Origin of the sequence: Aeromicrobium flavum (assembly GCF_007992115.1) — a bacterium.
Taxonomy (GTDB): Bacteria; Actinomycetota; Actinomycetes; order Propionibacteriales; family Nocardioidaceae; genus Aeromicrobium; species Aeromicrobium flavum.
Genome location: NZ_BJZQ01000023.1, coordinates 15,673 through 32,356, shown reverse-complemented (window position 1 = coordinate 32,356; position 16,684 = coordinate 15,673). Strand labels below are relative to the sequence as shown.

Sequence of the window (16,684 nt, the reverse complement as noted above, 5' to 3'; positions counted from 1 at the left end):
GGACCCGTTTTGCGCCACTCGGTGCGAGCAGAGTGGGGGAGGGAGCGACCTGTGGGCGGGCCCGACCGCCGTCCACAACCCCCTCGCCGACCCTGTCGCTGTCGCGTCCCCCGCCCGAGGGTGGATGACGTGTCGCCCTTCGTCAGCCGTGCCCTCGCCCAAGCCCCGATCCCGCCCGATGCCGAGCGCCTGCTGGCCCGGGCCGCCGCCGGTGGCGACCGGGAGGCTCGCGAGGAGCTCATCTGCTCCGGCCTGCGCAACGTCGCGCTGCACGCCCTGAGGCTGGGCCATCGCGGCGACGATCTGGACGAGGCCGTGGCCAACGGCATCGAGGGCCTCATCGCGGCGATCGACCGCTTCGACCCCGATCGCGGAACGCGCCTCGCGACGTACGCCTGGTCGTGGATCGCGCGCGCGATGACACCCCCGCCGGCAGCGCCGCACGTCGAGCCGGAGGTGCGCCCGACGGCGGACTCCGACCTGCTCGACGAGCTCCCGGGTGACCTCGCGACGGTCGTCGGCCTGCGGTTCGGCCTGCTGTGCGAGGACGGTTGCGGCCTGACGATCGACGAGGTGGCGAGCCTGCTGGGGCTCACGCGTTGGCAGGTGCGCGACCGGGAGGGGAGGGCCCTTTCGCATCTGCGCGAGCGACTTGCTAATGTTGGTCGCCGTGCTCCTCTTGAGGAGCCGATCCCCCGTAGCTCAATTGGCAGAGCATTCGACTGTTAATCGAAGGGTTATTGGTTCGAGTCCAATCGGGGGAGCGGGACAGGCCCGGTTTTCGTTCGGATACGAGCGAGAACCGGGCCTTCTTCATGGGTGCCCGTCCGGGACTTGTACGCTCGGACGGCGACGGGGAGGTAGCTCAGCCGGTCAGAGCAGAGGACTCATAATCCTTGGGTCGTGGGTTCGAGCCCCACCCTCCCTACCGAGCGAGACGGAGCGACGATGCGCGACGCAGCACTGTTCGACCTGGACGGCACGCTGTGCGACACGTCCACGATCGAGCACCTGACGCGGGGGCCCGAGAGGGACTACGCCGCGTTCCACGCCGCCTCGGCCGACTGCCCGCCGCGGGCGGACGTGCTCGCCGGGCTCGAGGCCGCGCGCGAGCGGGGGGTGGCGATCGTGCTCTGGACCGGACGAGAGTTCCTGTGGCGCGATCTGACGCTCGACTGGCTCGCCGCCCACCGGATCTCCCACGACGGGCTGTACATGCGCCTGGCGGCCGACTACCGCCCCGCCACGAAGGTGAAGGCCGAGCTGCTGAAAGACGTCGCCGACGACGGACTCCGCGTCGTGGAGGCGTGGGAGGACGACCAGGAGATCGTCGCGCTGCTCCGCACGGCCGGCGTGGCGGACGTCCACGAGGTCGCCGCGGTGGGATCCTGAGGCGTTTCGGGCGCTCAGTCTTGTCGCGAACCCCGCCATGGGCCATGATGGGACCAGGTATCACCCGAGATCGCTGGGGAAGGCGCACCTAGGGAGGTACCGATGAACACGGTGAATACGGTCCGGACCGGCACCCCGATGACCCGGGGTGTCCTTTTCGTGCACTCCGCACCGTCGGCTCTGTGTGCCCACATCGAGTGGGCGGCGGCCGGCGTGCTGGGTGGCAAGGTCGACCTCGCGTGGACCCCGCAGCCCGCCGAGCCCGGCACCCACCGCGCCGAGCTGTCGTGGCAGGCCAAGGCCGGCACGGCCGCAGCGCTGACGTCCGTGCTGCGCGGCTGGGACCTGCTGCGCTTCGAGATCACCGAGGAGCCCACGGCCACGAGTGAGGGCGCGCGCTACTCCTTCACGCCGCGGCTGGGCATCTTCCACGCCATGACCGGGCTGCACGGCGACGTGCTGATCCCGGAGGACCGTATCCGCGCGTTCCGGGTGAAGGCCGCCCAGGGCGACATCTCGATGGACGAGGCCCTCGACGGGCTGCTGGGCGTGAAGTGGGACGCCGAGCTCGAGCCCTTCCGCCAGGCGGGCGAGGGCGCGCCGGTGCGCTGGTTGCACCAGGTGATCTGAGGCTGCGTCAGCCGATCGTCACGGTGATGTCGGGCGTCGAGTCGCCCGAGGCCTTGTCCGTGACGCGGAACTTCCGCTCGCCGGTGCGCGACGTGTAGATCTTGGTCTCGAACCGTCCGCCCTCGGTGGCCGCGACGGTGACCGGGAAGTCGTCCCAGGGCCCGTCGCTGTCCTTGACCTGGACCTGCAGGACGGTGCCCTTGTCGACCGTGGGGAGCACGCCGACGATCGGGAAGCGCTCGCCGGGGGCGACGCGGTCGCCCGGCACGGGGGAGAGCTTGGGCTTCGGGCCCTCGTCCTTCTCGGGCGCCTCGGTCGTGGGGGCGGCCTTCGGGGTGGCGGTGGTCGTGGGGGCGCTCGTGGGCGCGGCGAGCGGCGGCAGATCGGCGGAGGTGACGCCGGTGGCCGTGAGGGCGCCGGAGAAGAACAGTCCGACCGCGATGCCCAGCGCCACGCCGATGAGGGTGAGCCAGCCGAAGGCACGCGCGGCGGGATGGCGCAGATCGGGTCGAGACGTCACACGCGGAAGTCTAGTCGCTTCACCGCGAAACCCCCGCACACGTGACCTAGGATCAAGAAATGGTGCTGCCCCCGGAGCGCGGAGCAGTGGACGACGTCAACTACGTGGTCGTTCACGGCTACCGGCGCGCGTACCGGATGCGCGGCTCCGGACCGCCGCTGCTGCTCCTGCACGGCATGGCCTGCGACTCCACGACCTGGTTCCCGGTCATGGACCAGCTGGCGGAGCACTTCACGGTCATCGCGCCCGACCTGCTGGGCCACGGCGAGTCCGACAAGCCCAACGCCGACTACTCGCTGGGCGGGTTCGCCAACGGCATGCGCGACCTGCTGACCATCCTGGGCATCGACAAGGTCACGGTGGCGGGCCACAGCTTCGGCGGCGGGGTCGCCATGCAGTTCGCGTACCAGTTCCCCGAGCGCACCGAACGGGTCGTGCTCGTGGCCAGCGGCGGCCTCGGCCCCGAGGTCACGCCGCTCATCCGGGCGCTGACCCTGCCCGGCGTGGGGCTCGGGCTGCGCCTGGCCACCCTCAAGCCGTGGCGCGGGGTCGTCAGCGGCTCGATGCGCACCATGGCGCACCTGCCGATGACGCGCGACCTGGACGAGGTCGCCAAGATCTACGAGCGCCTCGCCGATCCCGCGACGTCCCTGGCGATCCGGCGGCTGACCCGCACGGTGCTGGACTGGGACGGCCAGTTCGTGACGATGGCCGATCGGGCCTACCTGACCCGCCTGATGCCGCTGCTGGTCGTGTGGGGGCGCAACGACCACGTCATCCCCGTGGAGCACGCCCAGCGCCTCCCGCTGATGGAGAACTCGCACGTCCACGTCTTCGAGGACTCGGGTCACTTCCCGCACAAGGACCACCCCGACGAGTTCGCGCGACTCATCGTCGACTTCTGCCGCATCCAGGCGCCGGCGCAGTACCACCGGGGCCGCTGGCGCGCGCTGCTGCGCCGAGGGGATCAGGCCGGGTTGGCGAGCGTGTCGCTGCCCGACGCGGCCTCGGAGTCACCCTCGGCCGTCAGCTGAATCTTGTGGTGCCGCTGGTGCCAGAAGCCGTTGCCAGTCGCCCAGCCGGCCAGGGCGACCGAGATCCAGCCGATGAACGCACCGGCGACGTCGTCGGCGATGAAGTGCCAGCCGAAGTAGATCGTGGCGATGACCGTCAGCACGAAGTAGACCCACGCGGCGACCTGGACGAACCGCGGCTGGTCGGTGCGCTGGAAGAACAGCACGGCGGTGAAGGTGACCGAGACGTGCAGCGAGGCGAACGCGGCGATGCCCCAGATGGGCGCCGCGGTGGGGTCCTCGTAGTTCTGGGCCGCGTTGACGAACAGCGACTCCTGCAGTTGGGTGACGCCCGTGGTGGGCAGCTCGTCGAACAGCGTGGCGTTGGAGTACGTCGGGCCCAGCGACGGGAAGATGTAGTAGCTGGCGGCCCCGAGCACCCAGTTCAGCGACAGCGACGTGGCGTACCAGGCGCCCAGCGTGTAGTCGCGGTTGAGCACGAGGAACGCGCCGAGGGTGATCGGGATCAGCATCAGGTAGCTGACGTAGACCGTGGCCAGCACCTGCGCCGAGATGCTCGTGCCGAGCAGGTCGTGCAGCAGGTCGGCCGGGTGGTGGCCGAACATCAGCCAGTAGTCCCAGCGGCTGAGCATGGTGTCGAAGTTGACGCCCTCGCGCAGGACCGGCAGGAAGCCCTTGATGTTCCGGTAGCTGACGTAGCAGATGTAGAACGTGATCAGGCCGGTTGCGATGTGGCCGACGCGGCCCCACGTCCACTCGTCGCGGACGATGTCGCGAATGCCGCGGCCGGTGTGTCGCCACCCGGCCCTCCGGATCGCCGAGGGCAGCACGCCCAGGGCGAAGAAGGCCAGGCCGATGAGCGGCAGCCGCACGTAGGCCGGTCCGAGGAAGCCGTCGGGGTCCTTCAGGGCGATGCCCAGGTGCGTCGACAGCACGATCGCCGTGATGCCGACACCGGCCGCGAGGGCGACACCGAAGGTGTAGGGCCACGCGCGCAGCACGCTCCACCACCGTCCGACCATGCGGACCAGTCTAAGGGGAGCCTGCTGAGAGCGGCCTGAGGCTCCCGCCCCGCCCGGTCAGGCGGGGCTGCCCTCCTGCTTCACCCCTGCCACGGCGGTCGGATCGTCGATCCGGAGCGTGTCGAACGCCTGCTGCGCGACCTCCGGGTCGATGCGGCCCTCGCGACCGAGCGACGCCAGCACCGCCACCACGATCGACTCGGCGTCGATCTGGAAGTAGCGGCGGGCGCCGGCGCGGGTGTCGGCGAAGCCGAACCCGTCCGCACCCAGCGACATCCACGTGCCGGGGACCCAGCGCGAGATCTGGTCGGGGACGGCGCGCATGTAGTCGCTGACGGCCACGGTGGGTCCGCCCTCGCCGAGGCGCTCGGCGATCCACGGGGTGCGAGCCTGCTCGCCGAGGTGGTTGAAGTTCCACCGCTCGGTCGCCTCCGCCTCGCGAGCCAGCTCGTTCCACGAGGTGACGGACCAGACCTCGGCCGCGACGCCGTGCTCCTCCGCCAGCGTGCGCTGCGCCTGCAGGGCCCACGGCACCGCCACGCCCGACGCGAGGATGCGCGCGGGGGCGTCGCCCTCGATGGGGGAGGGGGAGTACCGGTGGGCGCCCTTGAGGATCCCGTCGACGTCGACGCCCTCGGGCTCGACCGGCTGGACGATCGGCTCGTTGTAGACCGTCAGGTAGTAGATGACGTCCTCGCCGAAGCCCTCGCCACCGTCACCGGACTCGCCGTACATCCGGCGCAGGCCGTCCTGCACGATGTGGGCGATCTCGAACGAGAACGCCGGGTCGTAGTGGACGACCGCCGGGTTCGTGCGGGCGATCAGGGGGGAGTGGCCGTCGGCGTGCTGGAGGCCCTCGCCGGTCAGGGTGGTGCGCCCGGCGGTGGCTCCCACGAGGAAGCCGCGCGACAGCTGGTCGGCCATCGCCCAGAAGGAGTCGCCCGTGCGCTGGAAGCCGAACATCGAGTAGAAGAGGTAGACCGGGATCATCGGCTCGCCGTGGGTGGCGTACGCGCTGCCCGCGGCGATCGCGGACGCGGCCGCGCCGGCCTCGCTGATGCCCTCGTGCAGCAGTTGGCCCTGCTCGCTCTCCTTGTAGGCGAGCAGCAGCTTGCGGTCGACGGACTCGTAGGTCTGGCCGTGCGGGCTGTAGATCTTGGCCGACGGGAACATCGAGTCCATGCCGAAGGTGCGGTACTCGTCCGGCGCGATCGGGACGATCCGCTGGCCGATCTGCTTGTCCTTCATCAGCTCGCGCAGCAACCGCACGAACGCCATCGTCGTGGCGATCTGCTGCTTGCCCGAGCCCTTGCGCAGGTCGGCGTAGGCGTCGTCCTGCGGCAGCGCGAGGGGCTTGGCCCTCACGACGCGCGAGGGCAGCGAGCCGCCCAGCTCGCGCCGGCGCTCGAGCATGTACTTGATGTCGTCGTGGTCGGCGCCCGGGTGGTAGTACGGCGCGCCCTCGGGCGAGTCGATCTGCTCGTCGGTGATCGGGATGCGCAGGCGGTCGCGGAACGTCTTGAGGTCGTCCGTCGTGAGCTTCTTCATCTGGTGCGTCGCGTTGCGCGCCATGAAGGACTCCAGCAGCCAGCCCTTGATCGTGTGGGCCAGGATCACGGTCGGCTGGCCCTTGTGCTTCACAGCGGAGTCGAACGCCGCGTAGACCTTGCGGTAGTCGTGGCCGCCGCGCGGGAGCCGCTCGATGTCCTCGTCCGAGAGGTGCTCGACGATCTTGGCCAGCTCGGGATCGGGCCCGAAGAAGTGCTCGCGGTTGTACGCGCCGGTCTCGATCGAGAGGGTCTGGAACTCGCCGTCGGGGACGCGGTTCATCTGGTTGACCAGGGCGCCGGTGGTGTCGCGGGCGAGCAGGTCGTCCCACTCGCGGCCCCACACCACCTTGATGACGTTCCAGCCCGCGCCGAGGAAGAACGACTCGAGCTCCTGCATGACCTTGCCGTTGCCGCGGACTGGGCCGTCGAGCTGCTGCAGGTTGCAGTTGACCACGAAGGTCAGGTTGTCGAGCTGCTCGCGGGCGGCGAGGCCGATGGCGCCGAGCGACTCGGGCTCGCCCATCTCGCCGTCGCCCAGGAAGGTCCAGACGTGCTGGTCGCTGGTGTCGCGGATGCCGCGGTTCTGCAGGTACCGGTTGAACCGGGCCTGGTAGATCGAGTTGATCGCGGCCAGGCCCATCGAGACGGTGGGGAACTCCCAGTAGTCGCTCATCAGGCGCGGGTGGGGATAGGACGGCAGTCCCTTCCCGGCGCCCTGGGACTGCTCCTGGCGGAAGTTGTTCATCCGGGACTCGTCGAACCGGCCCTCGAGGAACGACCGCGCGTAGATGCCGGGGGCCGCGTGGCCCTGGTAGTACAGATGGTCGCCGCCACCGGGGTGTTCCTTGCCACGGAAGAAGTGGTTGAAGCCGACCTCGTAGAGACTGGCCGCCGACTGGTAGGTGGCGATGTGGCCGCCGACGCCCAGACCGGGGCGGTTCGCGCGCGACACCATGACCGCGGCGTTCCAGCGGATGTACGACCGGATGCGCCGCTCGACGTCCTCGTCGCCGGGGAACTCGGGCTCACGCTCCGGCGGGATGGTGTTGATGTAGTCGCTGCTGCGCAGGGCGGGCATCCCCACGGCACGTTCGCGCGCACGCTCGAGCATGCGCAGCATGACGTACCGGGCGCGGTCGCGGCCGCGCTCGTCGACCATCTGGTCGAGGGAGCTGAGCCAGTCCTGGGTCTCGTCGGGATCGACGTCGGGCAGCTGCGTGGGCATGCCCCCGTGGATGATGGGGCGGTCGGGGCCGGATGAGGCCATGGTGCACTCCCTGGGGTGTCGGGATGGACCCTTCCATCAAACCACCCGGAGTTCGCTAGTGTGAGTCCGGCAAGCAACCGATAGGCCCTACCGATCGGTAGGGAAGAAGGAGGTGCGGTGGACGCGGGGAAGCTGGGCTTCGAACCTGACTCCGTCATCCAGGAGCTCGGCTGGGACGAGGACGTCGACGACGAGCTTCGCTCGACGATCGAGTCCCACACCGGTAACGAACTGGTCGACGGTGACGTCGTCGAGGTCGTCGACGGTGTGATCCTGTGGTGGCGTGGCGACGACGGTGACCTGACCGATGCGCTGGTCGATGCGACGCAGGACGTCGCCGAGGGCGGCTCCGTGTGGCTCCTCACCCCCAAGGTCGGACGGGACGGTCACGTCTCCGGTGCCGACATCGGGGAGGCCGCACCGATCGCGGGTCTGTCGATCACCACCACGACGGCCGTGGGCCCGAACTGGGTGGCCACCAAACTGTCCACGCACAAGCGGTGAGCAGGGGCGCGTCGCCGGTCGAGGTCGGTGCGCCGGCGCCGGACTTCACGCTCAGGAACCAGCACGGCGAGGACGTGTCGCTGTCCGCCCTGCGCGGACGCAACGTCGTCATCGTGTTCTACCCATTCGCCTTCAGCGGCATCTGCACCGGCGAACTGTGCGAGATCCGCGACAACCTCGCGGTCTTCAACGACGCCGACGCCGAGGTGCTGGCGATATCGTGCGACCCGATGTTCTCGTTGCGGGCCTGGTCCGACCAGGACGGCTACACCTTCAGCCTGCTGAGCGACTTCTGGCCCCACGGGGCGGTCGCGAAGTCCTACGGGATCTTCGAGGAGGGCCCCGGGGCGGCCGCGCGCGGCACCTACGTCATCGACCGCGAGGGCGTCGTGCGGTGGAAGATCGAGAACGGTCTGGGCGACGCGCGCGATCTCTCTGCGTACCGTGAGGCACTTGCGTCACTCGACTGACAACACAGCAACTTTTCAGGTCGGATCGCGTGGAAATCACTCACGCTGGCCATGCTGATCTGGTTTGATATGACTACCGCGCCGCCGGGGACCCGAGACCCCGGCGGCGCGGCTCTTGCGTCTTCGGGACCCTTCCGACGGGTTGCGCTACCGTTCTCGTGCGCCCGGGGCGAATAGCTCAGCTGGTCAGAGCATCCGGTTTACACCCGGAAGGTCGGGGGTTCGAAACCCTCTTCGCCCACTCCCATCCGTCGCCCTGACGTGAGGAGTCGCCATGACCGCCGAGCACGACCTGCTGGTGGAGCGGGTCCGCGCCGCGCTGGCCGGGCGGGACGTCCGGGAGGTGCGGATGTTCGGCGGCCTGGCCTTCATGGTCGGCGGCGCCCTGGCGGTCTCGGTGGGCGGCGACGGTGGCCTGCTCGTCCGGATCGACCCGGCTCGCCGTGACGAGCTGCTCGCGCGGCCGGGCGCCCGGCCCGCTGCCATGAAGTACGGGCGCCTGATGGGCGAGGGCTGGGTCCAGGTCGGCCCGGAGGGCCTCGCGACCGATGCCGACCTGAGGTCCTGGCTGGACGTCGGCGAGTCCGCCCGGCCCGCCTGACCCGTCGCCCTCGGCGGCTGTCGGAGGCGCCTGACACGATCGGGACATGACTTCGATCGCAGCGACCACGGCCGATGCCGCCCTGGAGCGGCTCCGGGCGCTCACCGGCCGGCCCGACGCCACGTTCCACGAGGGACAGCTCGAGGCGATCTCGGCCCTGGTCGACGACCAGCGGCGTGCCCTCGTCGTCCAGCGCACCGGATGGGGGAAGTCGGCCGTCTACTTCGTCGCCACGGCGCTGCTGCGGGCCCGCGGCGCCGGGCCGACGGTGCTGGTCTCGCCGCTGCTGGCGCTCATGCGCGACCAGGTCGCCGCCGCCGAGCGGGCCGGGGTGCGGGCCGCCGCGATCAACTCGGCCACGGTCGAGGAGTGGGACGACATCGAGGCCCGGCTGGCGAACGACTCGATCGACGTCCTGCTGGTCTCGCCCGAGCGGCTGAACAACCCGACGTTCCGCGAGCAGCAGCTGCCCCGACTGCTGCAGCAGATGGGCCTGCTCGTCGTCGACGAGGCGCACTGCATCTCCGACTGGGGCCACGACTTCCGCCCCGACTACCGCCGCCTGGCGCACGTCATCGAGTCACTGGGCCCGCACGTGCCGGTCCTGGCCACCACCGCCACGGCCAACGCGCGGGTCGTCGCCGACGTGGCCGAGCAGCTGGGCGGCGACGTCCTCACGTTGCGAGGCTCGCTCGCGCGCGACTCCCTGCGGTTGGGCTGTCTCACGCTGCCCACCGCCAAGCAGCGGCTGGGCTGGCTCGTCGCGCACCTGGGCGACCTCGACGGCAGCGGCATCATCTACGCGCTCACCGTCTCGGCCGCCGAGGACACCGCCCGTCTCCTGCGCGAGGCCGGCCACGAGGTGCGCGCCTACACGGGGCGCACCGACCCGTCCGAGCGCGAGGAGCTCGAGCAGTCGCTGAAGGAGAACCGGGTCAAGGCGCTCGTCGCCACCAGCGCCCTGGGGATGGGCTTCGACAAGCCCGACCTGGGGTTCGTCATCCACCTGGGCGCGCCGTCGTCCCCCGTCGCCTACTACCAGCAGGTGGGCCGTGCCGGCCGCGCCACGGATCGGGCCGACGTGCTGCTACTGCCCGGTCCGGAGGACCGCGACATCTGGCGCTACTTCGCCACCGCCTCGATGCCCGACCCCGAGCGCGCCGATCGGGTCATCTCACAGCTGGGGTCCGAACCGATCTCGACGCCGGCGCTCGAGGCGCTCGTCGACGTCAAGCGCACCCAGCTCGAGCTGCTGCTCAAGGTGCTCGACGTCGACGGCGCCGTCCGCAAGGTGCGCGGGGGCTGGGTCGCCACCGGCCTGCCCTGGACCTACGACGCCGAGCGCTACCAGCGCATCGCCGCCGCGCGCGAGCACGAGCAGCAGGCGATGCTCACGTACGAGCGCGGCGAGACGTGTCGGATGCAGCTGCTGCAGCAGGACCTCGACGACCCGTCGGCCGCGCCGTGCGGGCGCTGCGACGTGTGCACCGCTGCCTGGTACCCCTCCGACGTGCCCGAGGCGACGATCGGCCGGGCCACCGAGGCGCTCGACCGGGTCGGCGTGCCGATCGAGCCGCGCGGCCAGTGGCCCACCGGTGCCGACCGTCGGGGCGTCGAGGTCAAGGGACGGATCGCCGTCGACGAGCGGGCCGAGACCGGACGCGTCGTCGCACGCCTCACCGACCTCGGGTGGGGTGGCACGCTGCGTGAGCTGTTCGCGGCCGGCGCGCCCGACCGCGAGATCCCCGAGCCCCTGGTGGGCGCCGTCGTCCGGGCCCTGCGCGACTGGCCGTGGGAGCAGCGGCCGGTGGCCGTCGTCGCCATGCCGTCGGTCACGCGGCCCACACTCGTGACCTCCACGGCCGAGGCGATCTCACGGCTCGGGCGGATGCCGCTGCTGGGCACGCTCGACCTGGACCCGCACATCCCGCGCGCCGAGACCGGCGGCAACAGCGCCTTCCGCCTGGCCTCGGTGTGGGGCCGTTTCTCGGTGGGGCACGAATTGGCGGCCGGCATCGCCGGACTCGACGGACCGGTCCTGCTGGTGGACGACCGCGTCGACAGCCGCTGGACGCTCACCGTGGCCGCGCGCGAGCTGCGCCGAGCCGGCGCGCCGGGCGTGTTGCCCTTCGCCCTGGCCAGCGTCGGCTGACAGCATGGGCCGCATGGCTGGACACGAACGCGGGCGCTGGCGTCGGACCATCAGCGGACTGCTTCCGGTGTGGGCGTGCCTGTTCCTCGTGGCGGTCGTGGCGGGACTGGTGCTCGATCTGCCGATCGGTGTGTCCAGCCTGATCGTCTTCGTCTCCTTCGCGCTCTGCCTGGCCCGGCCGCCTCGCCAGGACGACCGGTCGCCGGTCGAGGTCGGCTGCCCGGTGCGGGGCCGCTGGACGGTGGTGCACAGTCCCGCCTCCGACGTCCCCAGTCACGGCGTCCGGGGCTATGCACAGTCCCACGCCGTGGACCTCATCCATCCACGACCCGAGGGCACCGAGCCCGGCTACCCGCTGTTCGGCGGGTTCGAGAAGCCCGAGGGATTCACGTCCTTCGGCGAGCCGATCCACGCCGTGGCCGACGGGACGGTGGTGACCGTCGTCGACGGCCGCCGCGACCACCTCACGCGCACGTCCTGGGTCGCTTTCGCCTACATGCTGGTGATCGACGGGCTCCGCGACCTCGGTGGACCAGGCGCCGTCGTGGGCAACCACGTGGTCGTCGATCACGGTGACGACGTCTTCTCCCTGTACGCCCATGTCCGGCGCGGCACCGCAACCGTCACCGCGGGCGACCGCATCGCCGAGGGTGACGTCATCGGTCAGGTGGGCAACTCGGGCAACACGTCGGAGCCGCACCTGCACTTCCAGCTGATGGACCAGGCGGCGCCATTGCGCGCCGCGGGTTTGCCGATGCGGTTCCGTGGCATCGACCAGCCCGTCGGGACGGTCGACCGTGGGTGGAGCCGCACGGAGCCTGCGACCGCGATCGAGCCGGGGATGCCGGCCAACTTCCAGGTCTTCGAGGCCTGAGCAGCCGGCGTGACAGACTCGCCCCATGCCTGCGCTGCGTGACGTGATCGCCGTCCTGGACGGCCTGTACGACCCTCGCTGGGCCGACGACTGGGACGCCGTGGGCACCGTCGTCGGCGATCCGGACGCCGAGGTGACGTCGATCCTGTTCGCCGTCGACCCCGTGCAGCCCGTCATCGACGAGGCGGTCGCGCTCGGTGCCCAACTGGTGGTCACCCACCACCCGCTGTTCCTGAAGGGCGTGACGTCCGTCGCGGCGACGACGCCCAAGGGCCGCGTCGTGCACTCGCTGATCGCGCAGGGGATCGGCCTGCACACCTGCCACACCAACGCCGACTGCGCCCCGCGAGGGGTCAGCGAGTCGATGGCCATGGCGCTCGGGCTCACGGACCTGCGTCCCCTCGAGACCGACCTGGAGTCGCCCGTCGACAAGTGGGTCGTCTACGTGCCGCGCGAGGACGCCGATGCGGTCGCCGCCGCGATGCACGACGCCGGTGCCGGGGCGATGGGCGACTACGACCGCGCGCAGTTCCGCAGCGACGGTCGCGGGTCGTTCCGGCCCCTCGACGGAGCCGACCCCGCGATCGGCTCGGTCGGCGAGGTCGCGTGGGTCGACGAGTCGCGCGTCGAGGTCGTGGCCGACGCCGCGATCCGCGAGCAGGTGCGGGCGGCGATGCTCGACGCCCACCCGTACGAGGAGGTGGCCTACGACCTCTGGCCGCTCGCGGCGCGACCGAGCGAGCGGGGCTCCGGGCGCATCGGGCGCCTGCCCGAGCCGATGACGCTGGCCGCCTTCGCCGAGCACGTGCGAGCGTCGCTGCCGACGCACCAGGGCGCCACCCGCGTCGCGGGCGACCTCGACCGCATCGTCGAGACGGTGGCACTGTGCGGGGGGTCGGGCGACTTCCTGCTGGGTACTGCCGACGCCGCCGGAGCCGACGCCTACGTCACCTCCGACCTGCGCCACCACCCCGTCAGCGAGCACCTGGAGCGCCCCGGCGCGTGCGGCGTCGTCGACGTGCCGCACTGGGCCGCGGAGTGGACCTGGCTGCCGACCGTGGCGGCGGCGGTGCGCGAGGAGTTGGGCGATACGGTGAAGACCCACGTCTCCACGATCGTCACCGATCCCTGGAGCCGGACGTTGTCATGAGGAGTTGCACGTGAAGGCTGAACCGCTCGCCCAGCAGGCCCTGTTGGAACTGCAGGCGAAGGACTCCGCGCTGGCTCATCTGACCCACCGCCGCGGCGCCCTGCCCGAGCACGCCGAGATCGCGGCGGTCGACGCCCGGATCCGCGAGCTCGACGGCCGGCGCATCGAGGTGCAGACCCGTGTCTCCGACCTCGAGCGCGCCGCCGCGAAGGCCGACGCCGAGGTCGAGCTGGTCAAGACCCGTCGCACGCGCGACGAGGAGCGCCTGTCCTCGGGTGCCGTCAAGAACCCCAAGGACCTCACGAGCCTGCAGAGCGAGCTCGAGGCGCTGGCCCGGCGCATCGGGACGCTCGAGGACGACGAGATCGAGATCATGGAGCAGCTCGAGGTCGCCCAGGGGGAGCTGAGCGAGCTCGTCACGGCGCTCGAGGGCGAGAACGCCACCCGCGACACTCTCATCGCCGCGCGCGACGAGAAGATCGCCGTGCTCGACGCGGAGGCCGCCGAGGCCGCCGCGGGCCGTGAGGCTGTGCTGCCGAAGGTGCCCGAGGACCTGCTCACCCTGTACAAGAAGGTCGCCACCACCCAGAACGGCCTCGGAGCCGCCGCCCTGCGCGCCCGGCGCTGCGAGGGCTGTCACCTCGAGCTCAACGGCGCCGATCTGCGCGAGCTGCAGGCCGAGCCCGAGGACGCCGTGCTGCGATGCCCGGAGTGCAGCCGGATCCTGGTGCGCACCTCCGAGTCCAGCGACTGATGGGCTGGACCGCCGAGGCCGACGGGGGCTCCCGCGGCAACCCCGGTCCCGCGTCGTACGGAGCCGCGCTGCTGCGCGACGGCGTGCTCGTGGCCGATCGCGGCGAGACGATCGGGCGTGCCACGAACAACGTCGCGGAGTACCGCGGCCTGATCGCGGCCCTCGAGCTCGCGCGCGAGCACGCCGGTGGCGCGCCGCTCGAGATGCGGATGGACTCCAAGCTGGTCATCGAGCAGATGGCCGGGCGCTGGAAGATCAAGCATCCCGACATGATCCCGCTGGCGATGCGGGCGCAGGAGATCGTGCGCGACCTCGGTCCGGTCACGTGGACGTGGGTGCCGCGTGCGCAGAACGCGCGCGCCGACGCGCTGGCCAACGCCGCGCTCGACGAGGAGAAGGCCGGACGTCCCGGCGTCGTGTCCACCGCTCGTCGTGCCGAGCCGGTGCAGCTGGCCGACGAGCCGCCCGAGGCACCGGCGGAGTTCACCGAGCCGCGTGACGCCGCAGCCCCGCTGGACGCGAAGGGCAAGAACCCGCTGCTGGGCTGGCGCGGCTCGATGCACGGCGACCCCACCACGGTCATCCTGCTGCGCCACGGCGTCACTGCCCACACCCAGCGCAAGCTGTTCAGCGGCACCGGGGGAGAGGACCCGCCGCTGGTCGACGAGGGCGTCGAGCAGGCGCGGCGCGCCGCCGCGTGGATCGCCGAGCGCGGCGGTGCCGACGCCATCGTGGCCTCACCGCTGCTGCGCACCCGGCAGACCGCCGATCAGGTCGCCCAACGCCTCGGCCTCCCCGTCGAGATCGAGGAGGGCTTCGCCGAGGCCGGCTTCGGCGACTGGGACGGGTTCTCCTTCGGCGACATCATGAAGCGCTGGCCGACGGAGCTGGAGTCGTGGCTGTCGTCGACCTCCGTGCCGCCGCCCGGCGGCGAGTCCTTCGACGACGTCGCGAAGCGGGTCGAGGCCGCCCGCGACCGACTGCTGCAGACCCACGCCGGCCGCACGGTCGTCGTGGTCAGCCACGTCACGCCGATCAAGCTGATGGTGCGCCTCGCTCTCGGCGCCGACATGGGCGTCATCCACCGGATGGAGCTGTCCCCGGCGTCGATCACCACCATGGCCTGGTGGCCCGACGGCACCCCGAGCCTGCGCAACTTCTCCGTCACGCCCTGATCGCTTCCCGGCCGCCTCGCCCCCTCCCCACTTTTGGAACTGGATCTACGTCGGAAGCCCCGCGCGAGGTGAAACGAGTTCCAAAAGTGGGGAGGGGCGGGGGGATGAGTCAGCGCAGGACGACGTCGAGGCGGGCGGGGCCCGAGGGCTCCACGGTCCAGCCGAGGTCGCGCAGGGCGTCGGCGAGGGAGTCCGCGTCCTTGGCCTCGACGCCCTCGGCGAGCAGCTGACGCACGACGCGTCCCTTCGTGGCCTTGTTGCTGTGGCTGACGATCGAGCGCTTGCCGTTGGCCTCCGTCAAGACCCGCATCGTCACCGAGCCGGCGGGAGCCTGCCCCAGGGCGACGTAGGTGCCGGACCGCAGGTCGAGGACCAGCTCGCCGTCGGCAAGGTCGGCCAACGCCGCCGGCACGACGGGCTTCCACCGCGAGGCGACGGTACCCAGCCGGGGGAGGGTCACCGACCCGCTCATCCGGTAGGCGGGGATCAGGTCGTGCGGCCGGAGCAGCCCGAACAGCGCCGACGCGATCGCCAGGCTCGACCGGCCGCGCTCCTGAGAGGCTGCGTCCAGGTCGGACCAGCCCAGCTCGCCGTACAGCACCCCGGTGTACACGTCGATCGCCGCGGCCGTGGGCTCGTCGCGCAGTCCCGCGTTGCGGGCGATGTCGTCCGCCTGCTGCGGCCCGAGTCCGAGGATCTCGGCGGCGCGCTTCGTCCCGCTGAGCCGGACGAGCGCGTTCAGCAGCTGCTCGCGCGTCTTCGTGAGCCGCGGCGAGGAGAGGCCCGCGAGGTCGAGCGGGGGACCGGCCTGCGGCCGGGTCTTGCCTTCGGACGGGGGGAGGACGATCAGCACGTCGGCGACCCTATGTCAGCCGACGAGGAGCCAGATGCCGAGGGCAGCGAAGAGGATCGCCGCCACCGCGTGCACCGCCCGGACCGGCAGGACCTTGAGCACCTGCTTGCCCAGGATCACGGCGAGCACGATCGAGACGAGCATGCCGGCCGTGCTGCCGATCCACACCCAGAACCAGGAGTACTGCGTCGCGAGGGTCATCGTCGCGAGCATCGTCTTGTCGCCGAGCTCGGCTGCCGCGAACGCCAGTCCGACGGTGATGACGGCCTTGCCGCTGTGCGGGACGATCGTCACTTCGTCCTCGTGCTGGTCGCCGCGCAGCGACCACGCCGTGACGGCGGCGAACACGAGGAACACCACGCCGGCCACGACCTCCAGCACGTGCTCGGGGATGAACCGTCCGAGGACGTCGCCGACCAGGGCCGAGGCGAGGTTGATGACGGCGCAGGCGATGCCCATGCCGATGACGACGGTGCGGGCGCGGTAGCGCGTCGCGAACGTCATTGCCATCAGCTGGCTCTTGTCGCCGAGCTCGGCGACGAACACCAGCGCGGCTGCGATGAACACAGCTTCCATGAGAAAGGCTCCTCGTCCGCCCGGACGAGGAGCCAGGATACGACGAGCCTCGACCGGGCTCGTGTACACGAATCCGGTCGAAAGTCTCGTCCGCCAGTTGCCTGGCCCGCTGCACCGGAGGCCGAGGCCTCAGTGTGTCGACACAGCGATTGGGGACTAC

The 16,684-nt window shown here is 71.1% G+C and carries 17 protein-coding genes and 3 tRNA genes; 15 read left to right on the top strand and 5 right to left on the bottom strand.

Translation table 11 applies throughout. The annotated features are described in order from the left end of the window. Positions 1 to 21: 21 nt before the first annotated feature. The 5 genes from AFL01nite_RS15810 (at position 22) to AFL01nite_RS14710 (ending at position 2,022) form a co-directional block, all read left to right on the top strand. Positions 22 to 729, top strand: coding sequence for a sigma factor (locus AFL01nite_RS15810; protein WP_371862842.1), 708 nt, complete (start codon positions 22 to 24; stop codon positions 727 to 729). Continuing rightward, positions 692 to 764 (top strand) — tRNA-Asn (locus AFL01nite_RS14725). Before AFL01nite_RS15810 ends, AFL01nite_RS14725 begins: the two co-directional genes overlap by 38 nt. Before the next feature lie 90 nt (positions 765 to 854). Continuing rightward, positions 855 to 928 (top strand) — tRNA-Met (locus AFL01nite_RS14720). Between the two features lie 20 nt (positions 929 to 948). Then, positions 949 to 1,392 (top strand): phosphatase domain-containing protein, encoded by a 444-nt coding sequence (locus AFL01nite_RS14715; protein ID WP_146828703.1) that lies wholly within the window; start codon positions 949 to 951, stop codon positions 1,390 to 1,392. Positions 1,393 to 1,494: 102 nt separating this feature from the next. Next, positions 1,495 to 2,022, top strand: a complete 528-nt coding sequence (locus AFL01nite_RS14710) for a DUF3145 domain-containing protein (RefSeq protein WP_246119739.1) — start codon at positions 1,495 to 1,497, stop codon at positions 2,020 to 2,022. 7 nt (positions 2,023 to 2,029) lie between these two features. On the opposite strand, the gene AFL01nite_RS15390 is transcribed toward AFL01nite_RS14710, so the two are convergent. Next, complete coding sequence (locus AFL01nite_RS15390; RefSeq protein ID WP_186813973.1) at positions 2,030 to 2,542, bottom strand: hypothetical protein; 513 nt, start codon at positions 2,540 to 2,542, stop codon at positions 2,030 to 2,032. Between the two features lie 59 nt (positions 2,543 to 2,601). Between AFL01nite_RS15390 and AFL01nite_RS14700 the strand changes: the two genes are divergently transcribed. Next, positions 2,602 to 3,576, top strand: coding sequence for an alpha/beta fold hydrolase (locus AFL01nite_RS14700; protein WP_146828701.1), 975 nt, complete (start codon positions 2,602 to 2,604; stop codon positions 3,574 to 3,576). On the opposite strand, the gene AFL01nite_RS14695 is transcribed toward AFL01nite_RS14700, so the two are convergent. Then, the gene (locus AFL01nite_RS14695; RefSeq protein ID WP_146828699.1) at positions 3,510 to 4,598 is read right to left on the bottom strand and encodes a phosphatase PAP2 family protein; all 1,089 of its coding nucleotides are present in this window, start codon (positions 4,596 to 4,598) and stop codon (positions 3,510 to 3,512) included. The two genes, AFL01nite_RS14700 and AFL01nite_RS14695, sit on opposite strands and share 67 nt — an antisense overlap. A 57-nt stretch (positions 4,599 to 4,655) precedes the next feature. Next, entirely contained in the window at positions 4,656 to 7,415 is a 2,760-nt protein-coding gene (gene aceE / locus AFL01nite_RS14690) for a pyruvate dehydrogenase (acetyl-transferring), homodimeric type (protein ID WP_146828697.1), read from the bottom strand. Between the two features lie 117 nt (positions 7,416 to 7,532). Between aceE and AFL01nite_RS14685 the strand changes: the two genes are divergently transcribed. From AFL01nite_RS14685 to AFL01nite_RS14645, 9 genes are all read left to right on the top strand, one after another. Next, complete coding sequence (locus tag AFL01nite_RS14685) at positions 7,533 to 7,919, top strand: DUF3052 domain-containing protein (RefSeq protein ID WP_146828695.1); 387 nt, start codon at positions 7,533 to 7,535, stop codon at positions 7,917 to 7,919. After that, a complete protein-coding gene (locus AFL01nite_RS14680; RefSeq protein WP_146828693.1) occupies positions 7,916 to 8,389 on the top strand; it encodes a peroxiredoxin in 474 nt (157 codons plus the stop codon). The genes AFL01nite_RS14685 and AFL01nite_RS14680 overlap by 4 nt, the downstream gene beginning before the upstream one ends. A gap of 167 nt (positions 8,390 to 8,556) precedes the next feature. After that, positions 8,557 to 8,630 (top strand) — tRNA-Val (locus AFL01nite_RS14675). 33 nt (positions 8,631 to 8,663) lie between these two features. Further along, positions 8,664 to 8,990, top strand: coding sequence for a TfoX/Sxy family protein (locus AFL01nite_RS14670; protein WP_146828691.1), 327 nt, complete (start codon positions 8,664 to 8,666; stop codon positions 8,988 to 8,990). A 46-nt stretch (positions 8,991 to 9,036) separates the two neighbouring features. Further along, positions 9,037 to 11,142, top strand: coding sequence for a RecQ family ATP-dependent DNA helicase (locus AFL01nite_RS14665; RefSeq protein WP_146828689.1), 2,106 nt, complete (start codon positions 9,037 to 9,039; stop codon positions 11,140 to 11,142). A 13-nt stretch (positions 11,143 to 11,155) separates the two neighbouring features. Then, positions 11,156 to 12,016, top strand: coding sequence for a murein hydrolase activator EnvC family protein (locus tag AFL01nite_RS14660; RefSeq protein ID WP_186813972.1), 861 nt, complete (start codon positions 11,156 to 11,158; stop codon positions 12,014 to 12,016). A 25-nt stretch (positions 12,017 to 12,041) separates the two neighbouring features. After that, positions 12,042 to 13,166, top strand: a complete 1,125-nt coding sequence (locus AFL01nite_RS14655; protein ID WP_146828685.1) for a Nif3-like dinuclear metal center hexameric protein — start codon at positions 12,042 to 12,044, stop codon at positions 13,164 to 13,166. 10 nt (positions 13,167 to 13,176) lie between these two features. Then, the gene (locus AFL01nite_RS14650) at positions 13,177 to 13,920 is read left to right on the top strand and encodes a zinc ribbon domain-containing protein (protein WP_146828683.1); all 744 of its coding nucleotides are present in this window, start codon (positions 13,177 to 13,179) and stop codon (positions 13,918 to 13,920) included. Then, on the top strand, positions 13,920 to 15,095 hold the full coding sequence (locus tag AFL01nite_RS14645) for a bifunctional RNase H/acid phosphatase (protein ID WP_146828682.1): 1,176 nt from the start codon (positions 13,920 to 13,922) through the stop codon (positions 15,093 to 15,095). Before AFL01nite_RS14650 ends, AFL01nite_RS14645 begins: the two co-directional genes overlap by 1 nt. 109 nt (positions 15,096 to 15,204) lie before the next feature. Here the strand turns inward: AFL01nite_RS14645 and AFL01nite_RS14640 are convergent, their stop codons facing one another. Together AFL01nite_RS14640 and AFL01nite_RS14635 are read right to left on the bottom strand one after the other, a co-directional pair. After that, positions 15,205 to 15,948, bottom strand: a complete 744-nt coding sequence (locus tag AFL01nite_RS14640) for a YaaA family protein (protein ID WP_146828680.1) — start codon at positions 15,946 to 15,948, stop codon at positions 15,205 to 15,207. 15 nt (positions 15,949 to 15,963) lie between these two features. Continuing rightward, a complete protein-coding gene (locus AFL01nite_RS14635; protein ID WP_146828678.1) occupies positions 15,964 to 16,524 on the bottom strand; it encodes a TMEM165/GDT1 family protein in 561 nt (186 codons plus the stop codon). Positions 16,525 to 16,684: the final 160 nt, after the last annotated feature.

Coding starts and splice junctions, on each gene's coding strand:
- AFL01nite_RS14715 (WP_146828703.1), top strand. CDS start 949: ATGCGCGACGCAGCACTGTTCGACCTGGACGGCACGCTGTGCGACACG.
- AFL01nite_RS14710 (WP_246119739.1), top strand. CDS start 1,495: ATGAACACGGTGAATACGGTCCGGACCGGCACCCCGATGACCCGGGGT.
- AFL01nite_RS14700 (WP_146828701.1), top strand. CDS start 2,602: ATGGTGCTGCCCCCGGAGCGCGGAGCAGTGGACGACGTCAACTACGTG.
- AFL01nite_RS14695 (WP_146828699.1), bottom strand. CDS start 4,598: ATGGTCGGACGGTGGTGGAGCGTGCTGCGCGCGTGGCCCTACACCTTC.
- aceE (WP_146828697.1), bottom strand. CDS start 7,415: ATGGCCTCATCCGGCCCCGACCGCCCCATCATCCACGGGGGCATGCCC.
- AFL01nite_RS14670 (WP_146828691.1), top strand. CDS start 8,664: ATGACCGCCGAGCACGACCTGCTGGTGGAGCGGGTCCGCGCCGCGCTG.
- AFL01nite_RS14665 (WP_146828689.1), top strand. CDS start 9,037: ATGACTTCGATCGCAGCGACCACGGCCGATGCCGCCCTGGAGCGGCTC.
- AFL01nite_RS14660 (WP_186813972.1), top strand. CDS start 11,156: ATGGCTGGACACGAACGCGGGCGCTGGCGTCGGACCATCAGCGGACTG.
- AFL01nite_RS14655 (WP_146828685.1), top strand. CDS start 12,042: ATGCCTGCGCTGCGTGACGTGATCGCCGTCCTGGACGGCCTGTACGAC.
- AFL01nite_RS14645 (WP_146828682.1), top strand. CDS start 13,920: ATGGGCTGGACCGCCGAGGCCGACGGGGGCTCCCGCGGCAACCCCGGT.
- AFL01nite_RS14635 (WP_146828678.1), bottom strand. CDS start 16,524: ATGGAAGCTGTGTTCATCGCAGCCGCGCTGGTGTTCGTCGCCGAGCTC.